Annotated in this window: 14 protein-coding genes; all 14 read right to left on the bottom strand. The window is 66.3% G+C overall.

The annotated features are described in order from the left end of the window. Positions 1 to 39: 39 nt before the first annotated feature. The gene (locus HWX14_RS33105) at positions 40 to 639 is read right to left on the bottom strand and encodes a TetR/AcrR family transcriptional regulator (RefSeq protein WP_050014686.1); all 600 of its coding nucleotides are present in this window, start codon (positions 637 to 639) and stop codon (positions 40 to 42) included. 200 nt (positions 640 to 839) lie between these two features. Then, positions 840 to 2,114 carry a cardiolipin synthase ClsB gene (gene clsB, locus HWX14_RS33100; RefSeq protein ID WP_175886366.1) on the bottom strand — a complete coding sequence of 425 codons (1,275 nt, stop codon included), beginning with the start codon at positions 2,112 to 2,114 and terminating at the stop codon, positions 840 to 842. Then, entirely contained in the window at positions 2,111 to 2,605 is a 495-nt protein-coding gene (gene nudB / locus HWX14_RS33095) for a dihydroneopterin triphosphate diphosphatase (RefSeq protein WP_175886365.1), read from the bottom strand. The genes clsB and nudB overlap by 4 nt, the downstream gene beginning before the upstream one ends. 158 nt (positions 2,606 to 2,763) lie before the next feature. Then, positions 2,764 to 4,566, bottom strand: a complete 1,803-nt coding sequence (aspS, locus tag HWX14_RS33090; RefSeq protein ID WP_175886364.1) for an aspartate--tRNA ligase — start codon at positions 4,564 to 4,566, stop codon at positions 2,764 to 2,766. 67 nt (positions 4,567 to 4,633) lie between these two features. Then, positions 4,634 to 5,284: a DUF502 domain-containing protein gene (locus HWX14_RS33085; RefSeq protein ID WP_006477842.1), complete on the bottom strand. Its 651-nt coding sequence runs from the start codon at positions 5,282 to 5,284 to the stop codon at positions 4,634 to 4,636. 61 nt (positions 5,285 to 5,345) lie between these two features. Further along, positions 5,346 to 5,696, bottom strand: a complete 351-nt coding sequence (locus HWX14_RS33080) for an FmdB family zinc ribbon protein (protein WP_175886363.1) — start codon at positions 5,694 to 5,696, stop codon at positions 5,346 to 5,348. Positions 5,697 to 5,791: 95 nt separating this feature from the next. After that, positions 5,792 to 6,418 (bottom strand): SAM-dependent methyltransferase, encoded by a 627-nt coding sequence (locus tag HWX14_RS33075; protein ID WP_175886362.1) that lies wholly within the window; start codon positions 6,416 to 6,418, stop codon positions 5,792 to 5,794. 17 nt (positions 6,419 to 6,435) lie between these two features. Then, complete coding sequence (ubiB, locus tag HWX14_RS33070; RefSeq protein ID WP_175886361.1) at positions 6,436 to 8,013, bottom strand: ubiquinone biosynthesis regulatory protein kinase UbiB; 1,578 nt, start codon at positions 8,011 to 8,013, stop codon at positions 6,436 to 6,438. Between the two features lie 12 nt (positions 8,014 to 8,025). Beyond that, a complete protein-coding gene (locus HWX14_RS33065; RefSeq protein WP_006487883.1) occupies positions 8,026 to 8,652 on the bottom strand; it encodes an SCP2 sterol-binding domain-containing protein in 627 nt (208 codons plus the stop codon). A gap of 164 nt (positions 8,653 to 8,816) precedes the next feature. Further along, positions 8,817 to 9,851: a TIM44-like domain-containing protein gene (locus HWX14_RS33060; protein ID WP_175886360.1), complete on the bottom strand. Its 1,035-nt coding sequence runs from the start codon at positions 9,849 to 9,851 to the stop codon at positions 8,817 to 8,819. Between the two features lie 41 nt (positions 9,852 to 9,892). Beyond that, a complete protein-coding gene (gene ubiE, locus HWX14_RS33055; protein ID WP_011546189.1) occupies positions 9,893 to 10,624 on the bottom strand; it encodes a bifunctional demethylmenaquinone methyltransferase/2-methoxy-6-polyprenyl-1,4-benzoquinol methylase UbiE in 732 nt (243 codons plus the stop codon). Between the two features lie 52 nt (positions 10,625 to 10,676). Then, on the bottom strand, positions 10,677 to 11,090 hold the full coding sequence (locus HWX14_RS33050) for a DUF971 domain-containing protein (protein WP_027785404.1): 414 nt from the start codon (positions 11,088 to 11,090) through the stop codon (positions 10,677 to 10,679). After that, positions 11,087 to 11,530: an HIT family protein gene (locus tag HWX14_RS33045; protein WP_126363292.1), complete on the bottom strand. Its 444-nt coding sequence runs from the start codon at positions 11,528 to 11,530 to the stop codon at positions 11,087 to 11,089. The genes HWX14_RS33050 and HWX14_RS33045 overlap by 4 nt, the downstream gene beginning before the upstream one ends. Before the next feature lie 85 nt (positions 11,531 to 11,615). Continuing rightward, a partial coding sequence (locus HWX14_RS33040; protein ID WP_175886359.1) for a DUF3400 domain-containing protein occupies positions 11,616 to 13,286 on the bottom strand: 1,671 nt, incomplete at its 5' end.

Genomic DNA, 13,286 nt, shown 5'->3' with positions numbered 1-13,286 from the left:
GGCTACGGCTCGAGCTCCTGGCGGGCGGGTCACGCGCCGCTAACGGCTCTCGCTCTGATACGAAACAATCGTCTTTTCCAGCGCGGCCCACGTGAGGCGCACGGCGTCCGGCGAATGCAGGAAGCGTGCGTCGTGATGCAGGCCGAGCGTGAAGCTGTACAACTCGAAGAGCATCAGGTCCGGATCCGTATCCGCGCGCAGATGCCCTTCTTCCATCGCCTGCGAAATGGCGCGCAGCAACGCGGCACGCCAGGCGGTCACGCTCGCGATCAACTGCTCGCGCACGGGGCTGTCCGGCCGGTCGTCGTACTCCACTGCGCCACTGATGTAGATGCACCCGGTCGTCACCTCCTGGATGCGCTTCTCGATCCAGCGCGCCAGCATCGCCCGAAGACGCGGCAGACCGCGCGACTCGCGCAGGCTCGGAAAGAACACCTCGTTCTCGAAACGATGGTGGTACTCGCGGACGACCTCGACCTGCAGGTCCTCGCGCGATCCGAAGTGCGCGAACACGCCGCTCTTGCTCATCTGCATGCGCTCGGCCAGCAGGCCGATCGTCAGCCCCTCCAGCCCATCACGGCTGGCGAGGTCCAAAGCAGCTTCAAGTATCGCGGCACGCGTCTGTTCGCCTTTTCGCATAGCTATTTCTGTAACCGTTCGGGGGTTCGAATAAAATCGAACGGCCGTACTATTATTGAGTGCGGCCGCTCGCGAAACAAGGAAATTATTAGAAACCGGTGTCTAACCGAGCCGCTATTTTGCGCGATTCCGGCGGGACCGGAGCGGCTTTTCCGCACGAACGTGCGGACAGATTTTCTGAAGCGAATACTTAGTCGGCGTCAGTCGTAACCGCCGACCGTCAGCGCCTTCATCACGAGGCGGTACGTGTTGTACGCCAGCCAGTTCAGCAGCCGCTCGATGCGCGGGCGCGCGGCGTAGTGCGCGGCGTCGATCTCCCGGCCTTCGGCGAATGCGGTGGCGATCGCGTCGCGCAACTGGTTCGTCACTGCATCGTAGCGCACCAGCACGACGTTCGCTTCATTGTTCAGCATCAGGCTCAGCGCGTCCAGGTTCGACGAGCCGACCGTCGCCCAGTTGTCGTCGATCACGGCGACCTTGCCGTGCAGGATCGTCTTGTCGTATTCCGCCACGCGCACGCCCGCGCGCAACAGCGAGTGATACAGGAACGGCACGGCCGTATCGAGCGCCGTGAATTCCTTGCGGCCGATCAGCACCTGCACGTCGACACCGCGCCGGGCCGCGCCCGTCAGCGCGCGGCGCAGCTTGCGGCCCGGCATGAAGTACGGATTCGCGAGCAGGATCCGCTGGCGCGCCTGGCCGATCGCCGCGAGATACGCCTTCTCGATCGCGCGCCGGTTCACGACGTTGTCGCGCGCGACGAACGCGACGCTCGGCTCGGTCACGACCCGCAGCGCGCCGGCCTTGATCCATCGATGGCTGCGCATCCAGCGCCGGAACATGTCCGGGAACGCTTCGCCGCCGTGCAGCCCGGCCGCGTACTGCGCATACGGCTTGTGGCCGAACTGGATCCGGTGCCACTGCAACTCGAACGCCGCGCGCACGTCGGACACCGCGGGCCCGGCCATCTCGACCGCGAAATCCCAGCGCGGGAACGGCAGCGTCGCGCTGCCCTGCGTGAAGTCGTCGACGATGTTGATGCCGCCGCAGAACGCGGCCGTCTGGTCGATCACCGCGAGCTTGCGGTGGGTGCGCGAGAAGCCGAAGCGGCCGAACAGGAAGCGGTTGTAGATGCAGTGCTCGACGCCGGCTTCGGCCCATGTGTCGAACAGCGGCAAGCGCGCGGTGCCGATGCCGTCGGTGATCACGCGCACGCGCACGCCGCGCTGCGCCGCGCGGATCAGCGCGTCCGACACCGGGCGGCCGGCCGCGTCGTCGCAGAAGATGTAGGTTTCGAGCATCACCTGCTCGCGGGCCGCGTCGATCCGCTCGATCAGCGCGTGAAAGAATTCGCCGCCGGTTTCGCACAGCCGCACCGTGTTGCCGGCGGTAAACGCGAGCCGCGACGCGGAGCCGCGCTCCTGCAGGAACATCTGCCGCAATTGCGCGAAGCGCTTGCGGGTCTCCGCATTCATGCGGACGAGCCGTGCGGCGCACGCATGAGGGCCACGCGCGCGGGCAATTGCAGGATCGCCTCGGCGTTCGACGGCGAGAAGCAGCGCGCGGCCGCCTCGCGGAACGGCAGCCACGCGTGGTCGACGTGCTCGCGCGGCGACAGCGTCACGTCGACGCGCTGCGGCACGCACAGGCCGAACCAGTGCTCGACGTTGCGCGTGACGCCCGGCGCATAGCGGTGCAGGTATTGCGGATAGATCGTGTATTCGATCCGGTGATGCCAGTCGACGAGCGCGCTGGCCGGCACGTCCGGCGTGCCGACCGCGATGCCGGTTTCCTCGGCCACTTCGCGCGCGGCGGTGAGCGCGAGCGGCTCGTCGAGCGCGTCCTTCGAGCCGGTGACCGATTGCCAGAAATCGGGCTGGTCGGCACGCTTGATCACGAGCACATCGAGGTCGGGCGTGTAGATCACGACGAGAACGGATTCGGGAATTTTCGGCGGCTTCGTCATCTTGGTTTCATGCGGCACGAGGCCGTGCGTCGACCCGGTGCTCCGAACGTACGGCAAGTGCTGCGACTGTACCGCAAAAAATGAAAAAGGCGCATCGCTGCGCCTTTTTCATGGGTGTCGTGTGCGCGTGACCGCACACACGACCTGCGAGAAGCGCGTTACGCCTTCGGCTGTTCCGGCTGACGCAGACGGATGTGCAGCTCGCGCAACTGACGCTCGTCGACCGGGCTCGGCGCCTGCGTGAGCAGATCCTGCGCGCGCTGCGTCTTCGGGAACGCGATCACGTCGCGGATCGAATCGGCGCCGGCCATCATCGTGACGATGCGGTCGAGACCGAATGCGATACCGCCGTGCGGGGGCGCGCCGTACTGCAGCGCGTCCAGCAGGAAGCCGAACTTCAACTGCGCTTCTTCCGCACCGATCTTCAGCGCGCGGAACACCTTGCTCTGCACTTCCTCGCGGTGGATACGCACCGAGCCGCCGCCGATTTCCCAGCCGTTCAGCACCATGTCGTATGCCTTCGCGAGGCAGCGGCCCGGGTCGGTCTCGAGATACTCGAGGTGCTCGTCCTTCGGGCTCGTGAACGGGTGGTGCGCGGCAACGTAGCGCGCGTCTTCGTCGTCGTATTCGAACATCGGGAAGTCGACGACCCACAGCGGCTTCCAGCCGGCCTGGACGAGACCGTTCGCCTTGCCGAACTCCGAATGGCCGATCTTCAGGCGCAGCGCGCCGAGGCTGTCGTTGACGACCTTCGCGCGGTCGGCCGCGAAGAAGATGATGTCGCCGTCTTCAGCGCCGGTGCGCTCGAGGATCGCCGCGATCGATGCGTCGTGCAGGTTCTTCACGATCGGGCTTTGCAGGCCGTCGCGGCCCTTCGCCTTCTCGTTGACCTTGATCCACGCGAGGCCCTTCGCGCCGTAGATGCGCACGAATTCCGTGTAGCCGTCGATGTCGCCGCGCGACAGCTCGCTGCCCTTCGGCACGCGCAGCGCCGCGACACGGCCGTCCTTCGCGTTGGCCGGGGTGCTGAACACCTTGAAGTCGACGTCCTTCATCGCGTCGGTCAGCTCGGTGAATTCGAGCTGCACGCGCAGGTCCGGCTTGTCCGAACCGAAACGCGCCATCGCTTCCGAGTACGGCATCACCGGGAATGTCGCGTCGAGTTCGACGTCGATCGTCGTCTTGAAGATGTGACGGATCATGTCTTCGAACAGGTCACGGATTTCCTGCTCGCCGAGGAACGACGTTTCGCAGTCGATCTGCGTGAATTCCGGCTGACGGTCGGCGCGGAGATCCTCGTCGCGGAAGCACTTGGTGATCTGGTAGTAACGGTCGAAGTTCGCGACCATCAGCAGCTGCTTGAACAGCTGCGGCGACTGCGGCAGCGCGAAGAACTGGCCCGCGTTCACGCGCGACGGCACGAGATAGTCGCGCGCGCCTTCCGGCGTGCTCTTCGTCAGCATCGGCGTTTCGATGTCGATGAAGCCCTGCTCGTCGAGGTACTTGCGCGCCTCGATCGCGACGCGATAGCGCAGACGCAGGTTGTGCTGCATCTGCGGGCGGCGCAGGTCGAGCACGCGGTGCGTGAGACGCGTCGTTTCCGACAGGTTGTCGTCGTCGAGCTGGAACGGCGGCGTGACCGACGCGTTCAGCACGTTCAGCTCGTGGCACAGCACTTCGATCTTGCCGCTCTTCAGGCCGGCGTTGACCGTGCCGTCCGGACGGTTGCGCACGAGGCCCTTGATCTGCACGCAGAATTCGTTGCGCACGCCTTCGGCGGTCGCGAACATCTCGGCGCGATCCGGGTCGCACACCACCTGCACGAGGCCTTCACGATCGCGCAGGTCGATGAAGATCACACCGCCGTGATCGCGGCGGCGCTGCACCCAGCCGCACAGCGACACGGTTTGGCCCAGCAGGTGTTCGGTCACGAGACCGCAGTATTCAGTACGCATCGACATGATGTTTGCTTTCGTTCGGTTTGATCAACGGGCGCCGCAACGCGCGGCCCGGGCGATGATTCTTTACTTACAGCGGCGGCTCGACGGGACGGCGGGCGGGCGCCGGAGCCGGCGCCGAAGGCGCCACGACGCCCATCGAGACGATGTACTTGAGCGCGGCATCGACCGACATGTCGAGTTCGATGACTTCGCTCTTCGGCAGCATCAGGAAGAAGCCCGACGTCGGGTTCGGCGTCGTGGGCACGTACACGCTCACGTACTCTTCCGTCAGATGGTTGACCACGTCGCCGCCGGGCGTGCCGGTCAGAAACGCGATCGTATACGAGCCGCGGCGCGGGTATTCGATCAGCAGCGCCTTGCGGAACGCGTTGCCGCTGCTCGACAGCAGCGTGTCCGATACCTGCTTGACGCTCGTGTAGATCGGCCCGACGACCGGGATGTGACGCACGACCGCGTTCCACCACGTGACGAGCTTCTGGCCGATGAAGTTCTGCGTGGCCAGCCCGACCACGAAGATGAACGCGAGCGTCAGCACCGCGCCGATCCCCGGCAGATGGAAGCCGAGCATCCGCTCGGGCTGCCACGATTCGGGCAGCAGGAGCAGCGTCTGGTCCATCGTGCCGATGATGAGGCCGAGCACCCACAGCGTGATCGCGAGCGGGACGAGAACCAGCAAGCCGGTCAGGAACACCGTTTTCAGGGTCGTCTTTTTCATCATCTGCCGTCAATGAACCGCGCCGGAAGCGCGGGTTGGTCGCGACCCGGCCGGGCCGCGACGGTCAACTGCCGGCGGCGGGCGTCGCGGCCGGTGCCGGCGCGGCGCTCGTCGTCGTGGTGCTGCCCGCACTGCTCGCCGCAGCCGGCGCGGCCGCGGCGGGAGCTTCCGCCGCGGGTGCTGCCGGCGCCGCGTCGCCCGACGCCGTCGCCGGTGCGCTGGCGCCGCCCGAGCCGCCGCGGAAATCGGTGACATACCACCCCGAGCCCTTCAGCTGGAAACCGGCGGCGGTCACCTGTTTGCGAAAAGCATCCTTCCCGCATTCAGGGCATTGCGACAGCGGCGCGTCGCTCATCTTCTGGAGCACGTCCTTCGCGAAACCGCACGCTTCGCATCGATAGGCGTAGATCGGCATGATATTTTTCCCGCAGAAACTGGAAACGGCTTGCAAAACCTTGAATTATAGCCGAAACCCCGGCGCGCTCCGGCAATCGCCGCGACGCCCGCGCATCAGCGGCGACGCCACGTGAGCCAGCGCTCGTGACCGTCGAACACGGCCAGCGAATCGGTCACGGGCAAATCCTCGAGCAGCTCGAAGTGCGGCGCGAGCAGCGCGTCGAGTTCCGCGCGCTCGATCCCGAACGGCGGCCCCTTCGGTTTGGCCACCACGAAGAAATAGCCGGCCAGCAATCCGCCCGTGGGCAGCAGCTCGGCCATCCGCGCCGCATAACCGGCGCGCAGGCTCGGCGGCAACGCGCACAGGAACGCGCGCTCGTACACCCACTGCACGTCGAACGGCGGCCGGTACGCGAAAAAATCGGCCTGCTCGACGACGTCCGCATGCGCGCCGAGCTGCGCCTTCGCCGCAGCGACCGCCTGCGCGGCGAAATCGATCGCCCGCACCGGCCAGCCGGCCTGCGCGAGCCATCCGGCCTCCTGCGCACTGCCGCAACCGGGAATCAGCACCGCGCACGGCTCGCGCCGCTGCGCGAACACGCGAAAGCCGTCCGGCACGCCGCCGAATTCCCACGGCGTCACGCCGCGCGCGAAGCGCTCGTTCCAGAACGACGCACTGCCCGGGTCGCGCGTCGCGAAATCGGCGGCCGACGGCGCGGCCGGTTGCTTCGGATCGGACATCGCCGTGCTCCTTTCGGTCAAGCGCCGTACGCGAGCGCGAGCAGCACGCGCGCGACGAGCGCCCCGACACCGACGGCCAGGCCGAAGATCAGCAACGCCTGCAGCAGCCGGTTCGTCCGCTTCTGCTCGACGAGCACCTGACGCATCAGCTCCTCGCTCGCGGCGCGCGGCGCATCGTGGCGCGCGGCCAGCACATGGTGGATCAGGCGCGGCAGTTGCGGCAGCGTCTTGCTCCACTGCGGCGCCTCGACCTTGAACCGCTCGTACCAGCCGCGCAGGCCGATCTGCTCGGTCATCCAGCGCTCGAGATACGGCTTCGCGGTCTTCCACAGGTCGAGTTCCGGGTCGAGCGAGCGACCGAGCCCTTCGACGTTCAGCATCGTCTTCTGCAGCAGCACGAGCTGCGGCTGGATCTCGACGTTGAAGCGGCGCGACGTCGAGAACAGGCGCATCAGCACCTGGCCGAGCGAGATGTCCTTCAGCGCGCGATCGAAATACGGCTCGCACACCGCGCGGATCGCGCTTTCGAGTTCCTCGACGCGCGTCTCGGGCGGCACCCAGCCCGATTCGAGGTGGAGCGTCGCGACGCGGTGGTAGTCGCGCTTGAAGAACGCGAGAAAGTTCTGCGCGAGGTAATTCTTGTCGAAATCGGACAGCGCGCCGACGATCCCGAAATCGAGCGCGATATAGCGGCCGAACGTGTTCGGGTCGAGGCTCACCTGGATGTTGCCGGGGTGCATGTCCGCATGGAAGAAGCCGTCGCGGAACACCTGCGTGAAGAAGATCTCGACGCCTTCGCGCGCGAGCTTCTTGATGTCGACGCCGGCCGAGCGCAGCGTCTCGACCTGGCTGATCGGCACGCCGGTCATGCGCTCCATCACGAGCACCTGCGACGTCGAGAAATCCCAGAACATTTCCGGCACGAGCAGCAGGTCGAGGCCCGCGAAGTTGCGCCGCAGCTGGCTGCCGTTCGCGGCCTCGCGCATCAGGTCGAGCTCGTCGTGCAGGTACTTGTCGAATTCGGCGACGACCTCGCGCGGCTTCAGGCGCCGGCCGTCGGCCCACATGCGCTCGGTCCACGTCGCGATGTCGCGCATCAGCGCGAGGTCGGAATCGATCACCGGCAGCATGTTCGGCCGCAGCACCTTGACGGCCACCGCCTTGCCCGCGTGCACGCCCTGCTTGAGCTTCGCGAAATGCACCTGCGCGATCGACGCGCTCGCGATCGGCTCGCGCTCGAATTCGTCGAACAGCTCGTCGACCGGCGCGCCGAGCGACTTCTCGATGATCGCGATCGCGACGGCCGAATCGAACGGCGGCACCTGGTCCTGCAGCTTCGCGAGTTCGTTCGCGAAATCGACCGACAGCAGGTCGCGGCGCGTCGACAGCACCTGGCCGAACTTCACGAAGATCGGGCCGAGGCTTTCGAGCGCGTGGCGCAGCCGCACGGCGGGCGGATCGGAGAAGCGGCGGCCGATCGTCGTGATCCGCAGCAGCAGCTTCACGCGCCGGTCGTCGATCCGGGACAGCATCACTTCGTCGAGACCAAAGCGGATGACGGTGTAGACAATCTTGATGAAACGGAAAATGCGCATGCCCTGCGGCCCTCAGTGCGCGCCGCGCGGGCCGGAACCCGTGCGCGCGCCGATTTTTTGTTCGAGTCGCTCGACCCGCTTTTCGACCCGCGCGAGCGCATCGCGTGCGCGCGCCAGTTCGGCGTCGAAGCCGCCGAGCGACGCGCGCCGGACGACTTGCGGGTTTTCGTCGAGCCAGTATTCGGCGACGGAATCGAGCACGTTGCGGCCGGTGCGGCGCGCGCGCGCGCCGGCGTCGCGCACGACCGTCGCGATCCGGTACGCCGCCGCGTCGCCAACCAGCTTCGCGAGATCTTCTTCCGGTTCCCAGCGCAGGTGCTCGGCCAGCTTCGCGATCTGCGTCGCGAATTCCGCGTCGCCTTCGATCTTCACGTGCTTCATCACGGCCGCCTGGCCGCCCTGCAGGAACGCGGCGACCGTGTCGCCGGCAAGCGCGATCGACACGTCGACCTGTTGCGCATCGTGCGCGTCGACGGCCGACAGATAACCGTCGGGCTGCACCAGCAGCGTGAGCGTGACGGGAGGCACGTCGATCCGGGCAGTCTTGCCCGCATAGGGAATCAGGCGGTCGCGCGCCCACGATTCGCGCGCGAGCAGGTGATTGACGGCAGCGGCAAAAGGCTTGGCGGCAAAGGTCATCGGGCTGGGAAAGAAAAAACCCGCGCAGGCCGGGCGCCCACGCGGGTTTCTATTGTAACGTCGGATCGGCGGCAGACCGTGCCTGACCGTACACCCGGGCGGCAAGCGGTCGCAGTGCGGCGGCCGTCGCCCGGGTGCGCGGCGGCGCCGGCCGCCGGTCACGCTCAGTGCGTGTTGATCTGCTGGATACCCGCGAGCAGCCAGCCCTGGCTGCCCGACTTCGACAGGTTCCACACCTCGTCGAACGGCGCAGCCGACGTATTCGCCGCTTCGCGGATCAGGCCGTGGAAGCGCACGCTCGCCGACTGCTCGATGCCGCGATCCTCGATCGCGACCAGTTCCGCGTCGAGCTGCACGACGTCGGTCTGGTTCGCGTCGTTGCCGCGCGAATCGAGGTCGATCTTGATCTCGGCGAACATTTCGGGCGTCGTGAACTCGCGGATATCGGCCAGGTTGCCCTGGTCCCACGCCGCCTGCAGGCGCACGAAGTAGACCTTCGCGCTGCGCAGGAACGCTTCGGTGTCGAAGCCGGCCGGCACCTGGAGCGGTGCAGCCGCCATCGCGCCTGCTGCGCCGGCGGCCGCTGCGCCACCGCCGAACACGCCCTGCGCTTCGTTCGCATAGCTGCTGCCGCTACCGGCATAGTTGCTGCCGGTGTTGCTTTGCTGGAACGACGGGCTTTGCGAGTAGCCGCCCGACGACGACGACGCGCCGCCGACCGAATACGCCGGCTCCTGCGGACGACGGCGGTTCATGAACTTGCGGACGAGCCAGATGCCGACCATCGCGAGCAACGCGATCACGATGACGTTCGCCATCATGCTTGCGAAGGCGCCGCCGAGACCGAAGTGCGACAACAGCGCCGCGATGCCCAGACCGGCCGCGAGACCGGCGATCGGCCCGAGCCAGCGCGAGCGGTTGGGCTGCGCGGCCGGCGTGGGCGCGGCCGGATTCGTACGCTGCGCCTGCGACGGCGCGGCCTGCTGCATCGGCTGCTGCGCGGGCGGCGTGGCCTGGCGCTGCGTGACGGAGGAATTCTGGCGGCCGATGCTGCGCCCGCCGCCCATGCGCCGGGCTTCGGCGTCGAGCGATGCGAACGTGCCGGCCGTGAGCAGGCCGACCATCAGCAGCGTGCCGACCCGTCGAGCCCACGGCTTCGACGGCTTGCTACGGTTGAACAACGAACGCGATTCAGACATCAGCTTCTCCGAATGTAAGACGAATGTAGGGAAAGAACCCCTTAGTACTTGGTCCCTAGGTGTAAAGCTACCACGCCACCTGACAAATTGTAATATTTGACGGCATCGAGGCCCGCTTGTTCCATCATCGTCTTCAGCGTGTCCTGATCGGGGTGCATCCGGATAGATTCAGCAAGATACCGATAACTTTCAGCATCTTTCGCGAACTTGTCGCCAAGCCACGGTAATACTTTGAAAGAATACAGATCGTACGCCTTTTTCAGCGGATCCCAGACTTTCGAGAATTCCAGCACCATCACGCGGCCGCCGGGCTTCGTCACGCGGCGCATCTCGGCGAGCGCGGCATCCTTGTGCGTCATGTTGCGCAGCCCGAACGCGACCGTGACCACGTCGAAGTAGTTGTCCGGAAACGGAATTTTCTCGGCGTCGCACAACAGCGACGGCGTCACGATGCCCTTGTCGAGCAGGCGGTCGCGGCCGACCCGCAGCATCGATTCGTTGATGTCGGTATGCCAGACCTCGCCCGTCGGCCCGGCCGCCTTCGCGAACGACTTCGTCAGGTCGCCGGTGCCGGCCGCGATGTCGAGCACCTTGAAGCCGGGGCGCACGTTCGCCTGCGCGATCGTGAACGCCTTCCACGCGCGGTGCATGCCCGCCGACATCAGGTCGTTCATCAGATCGTAGTTGCTCGCGACCGAATGAAACACGCCCGCCACTTTCTTCGCTTTTTCGTTTTCCTCGACGCTTTCGAAGCCGAAGTGGGTTTTGCTCATCGCGTTGATCCTCAGTAAATGGCAAGACGGCGCCGAGCGGGCGCCGTCGATTTCAGTGGCAGTGGCCGTGCGGCGCGCCGGCCGCCTGCATCGGGGCGTCGCGTTCGACGCCCGCCGCCTTCAGTTTGTCGAAATAGTCGCGCCACAGCGCGTCCTGCTGCGTCGCCAGTTCGTACAGCAGGTCCCACGAGTAGATGCCGGTCGAATGGCCGTCCGAGAACGTCGGCTGCAGCGCGTAGTTGCCGACGCCCTCGAGCGCGGTGATCGTCACTTCGCGCTTGCCGGTCTGCAGCGTCTCCTGGCCGGGCCCGTGGCCGCGTACCTCGGCCGACGGCGAATACACGCGCATCAGCTCGAACGGAATCCGGAAGTTCTCGCCGTTCGGGTACTGCAATTCGAGCACGCGCGACACCGCGTGCACGACGACGCCGGACGGAATCGGCGTCGTGGAAGTCAAACCGCTCATGGCTGCCTCGAATCGGTCATGCGTTGAATTTCCTCGCGCACCGCATTGTGCAGCAGCGAGGCCTGCGCCGCGCGCGAGCGCAGCAGCGCCTCGGACACGCTGCGCTGGCGCGGCGCCCACACGGGCTGCGGGAAATGGGCATCGTTGGAAAAGCGCGGAATCACGTGCCAGTGCACGTGCGGCACCATGTTGCCGAGGCTCGCGAGATTCACCTTGTTCGGCTGCATCACGCGGCGCACGGCCCGCTCGACCGCGTAGACCACGCGCATCAGATGTGCCCGCTCGGGCTCGCCGAGATCGGAGAACTCGGCCACGTGCGCGCCCCAGATCACCCGGCAGAAGCCCGGGTAGTCGTGCTCGGCCGTGGCCAGCACGACGCGCAGCGCATCGTCCTGCCAGAGCACCTCGCCGCCGTCTTCACGGCAAAACACGCATTCCATCGTCGCTCCCATGTGGACGGGCGCCGGCATGGTTATGCCGGCGCCCGCTCATTCCTGGCCCGGTCGGGCGATCGTCATGCCCGCATTAGACCAGCACGCGCTCGATCCCGCCATGGTTGGCCCGTGCGACATAATCGGCCATCCAGTTCTCGCCGAGCACCTGGCGTGCGATTTCGACCACGATGTAGTCGGCTTCGATGTTCGCGTCCTCGTTGTAACGCGACAGCCCCTGCAGGCACGACGGGCAGCTCGTCAGGATCTTCACGTCCGGACCGCTCGCGCCCGCCGCGGCCGGCGCAGGCGCCGGCGCTTCACCGGCCACCACCGGAATCGCGCGCAGCTTCGCCGCCCCCTTGCGGATCTCCTCTTCCTTGCGGAAGCGGACCTGCGTCGACACGTCCGGACGCGTCACCGCCAGCGTGCCCGACTCACCGCAGCAGCGATCGTTCTTCTCGATCCTGTAGCCGTCCTTCTCCGAACCCATCAGTTCGTTGACGAGCTTCACCGGGTCGATCGTCTTGATCGGCGTGTGGCACGGGTCGTGATACATGTAGCGCGTGCCCGTCACCCCGTCGAGCTTCATCCCCTTCTCGAGCAGGAACTCGTGAATGTCGATGATCCGGCAACCCGGGAAGATCTTGTCGAATTCATACCCGGCCAGCTGGTCGTAGCACGTGCCGCACGACACCACCACCGTCTTGATGTCGAGGTAGTTCAGCGTGTTCGCGACGCGGTGGAACAGCACGCGGTTGTCGGTCACGATCTTCTCGGCCTTGTCGTACTGCCCCGAGCCGCGCTGCGGATAGCCGCAGCACAGGTAGCCCGGCGGCAGCACCGTCTGCACGCCCGCCTCCCACAGCATCGCCTGCGTCGCGAGCCCCACCTGCGAGAACAGCCGCTCGGAGCCGCAGCCCGGGAAGTAGAACACCGCCTCCGAATCGACGGTCGTCGACTTCGGGTTGCGGATGATCGGCACGATCTTGTTGTCCTCGATGTCCAGCAGCGCCCGCGCCGTCTTCTTCGGCAGGTTGCCCGGCATCTTCTTGTTCACGAAGTGGATCACCTGCTCGACCGCCGGCGGCTTGCCCGTCGTCGCCGGCGGGTGCTGCGTCTGCTTCGTCACGACCTTCTTCAGCATGTCGTTCGCGAAGCGCTGCACCTTGTAGCCCACGCCCATCATCACGCCGCGCGCGAGGTTGATCGTCTGCGGATTGGTCGCGTTCAGGAAGAACATGCCCGCCGCATTGCCGGCGTTGAACTTCTTCTTGCCCATCTTGCGCAACAGGTTGCGCATGTTCATCGTCACGTCGCCGAAGTCGATCTTCACCGGGCACGGCGTCGCGCACTTGTGGCACACCGTGCAGTGGTCGGCCACGTCGTTGAACTCGTCCCAGTGCTTGATCGACACGCCGCGGCGCGTCTGTTCCTCGTACAGGAACGCCTCGACCAGCAGCGACGTCGCGAGGATCTTGTTGCGCGGGCTGTACAGCAGGTTCGCGCGCGGCACGTGGGTCGCGCACACCGGCTTGCACTTGCCGCAGCGCAGGCAGTCCTTCACCGAATCGGCGATCGCGCCGATGTCGGACTGCTGCATGATCAGCGACTCGTAGCCCATCAGCCCGAAGCTGGGCGTGTACGCGTTGCGCAGGTCCGCGCCGTCGAGCAGCTTGCCCTTGTTGAAGCGCCCGTTCGGGTCGACGCGCTGCTTGTACGCGCGGAATTCGGCGATCTCGTCGTCGGTCAGGAATTCGAGCTT

Origin of the sequence: Burkholderia sp. BCC0044, from assembly GCF_902832955.1 — a bacterium.
In the GTDB taxonomy this organism is placed as follows: Bacteria; Pseudomonadota; Gammaproteobacteria; order Burkholderiales; family Burkholderiaceae; genus Burkholderia.
The sequence above is the reverse complement of the archived record's forward strand: the minus strand, read 5'-3'. Positions and strand labels throughout refer to the sequence as shown.

Bases quoted from the DNA above. Each gene is read 5' to 3' on its own strand.
- HWX14_RS33060 (WP_175886360.1), bottom strand. From the start codon at position 9,851: ATGTCTGAATCGCGTTCGTTGTTCAACCGTAGCAAGCCGTCGAAGCCG.
- aspS (WP_175886364.1), bottom strand. From the start codon at position 4,566: ATGTCGATGCGTACTGAATACTGCGGTCTCGTGACCGAACACCTGCTG.
- ubiE (WP_011546189.1), bottom strand. From the start codon at position 10,624: ATGAGCAAAACCCACTTCGGCTTCGAAAGCGTCGAGGAAAACGAAAAA.
- HWX14_RS33050 (WP_027785404.1), bottom strand. From the start codon at position 11,090: ATGAGCGGTTTGACTTCCACGACGCCGATTCCGTCCGGCGTCGTCGTG.
- ubiB (WP_175886361.1), bottom strand. From the start codon at position 8,013: ATGCGCATTTTCCGTTTCATCAAGATTGTCTACACCGTCATCCGCTTT.
- nudB (WP_175886365.1), bottom strand. From the start codon at position 2,605: ATGACGAAGCCGCCGAAAATTCCCGAATCCGTTCTCGTCGTGATCTAC.
- HWX14_RS33080 (WP_175886363.1), bottom strand. From the start codon at position 5,696: ATGCCGATCTACGCCTATCGATGCGAAGCGTGCGGTTTCGCGAAGGAC.
- HWX14_RS33085 (WP_006477842.1), bottom strand. From the start codon at position 5,284: ATGATGAAAAAGACGACCCTGAAAACGGTGTTCCTGACCGGCTTGCTG.
- HWX14_RS33105 (WP_050014686.1), bottom strand. From the start codon at position 639: ATGCGAAAAGGCGAACAGACGCGTGCCGCGATACTTGAAGCTGCTTTG.
- HWX14_RS33065 (WP_006487883.1), bottom strand. From the start codon at position 8,652: ATGACCTTTGCCGCCAAGCCTTTTGCCGCTGCCGTCAATCACCTGCTC.
- HWX14_RS33075 (WP_175886362.1), bottom strand. From the start codon at position 6,418: ATGTCCGATCCGAAGCAACCGGCCGCGCCGTCGGCCGCCGATTTCGCG.
- HWX14_RS33045 (WP_126363292.1), bottom strand. From the start codon at position 11,530: ATGGAATGCGTGTTTTGCCGTGAAGACGGCGGCGAGGTGCTCTGGCAG.
- clsB (WP_175886366.1), bottom strand. From the start codon at position 2,114: ATGAATGCGGAGACCCGCAAGCGCTTCGCGCAATTGCGGCAGATGTTC.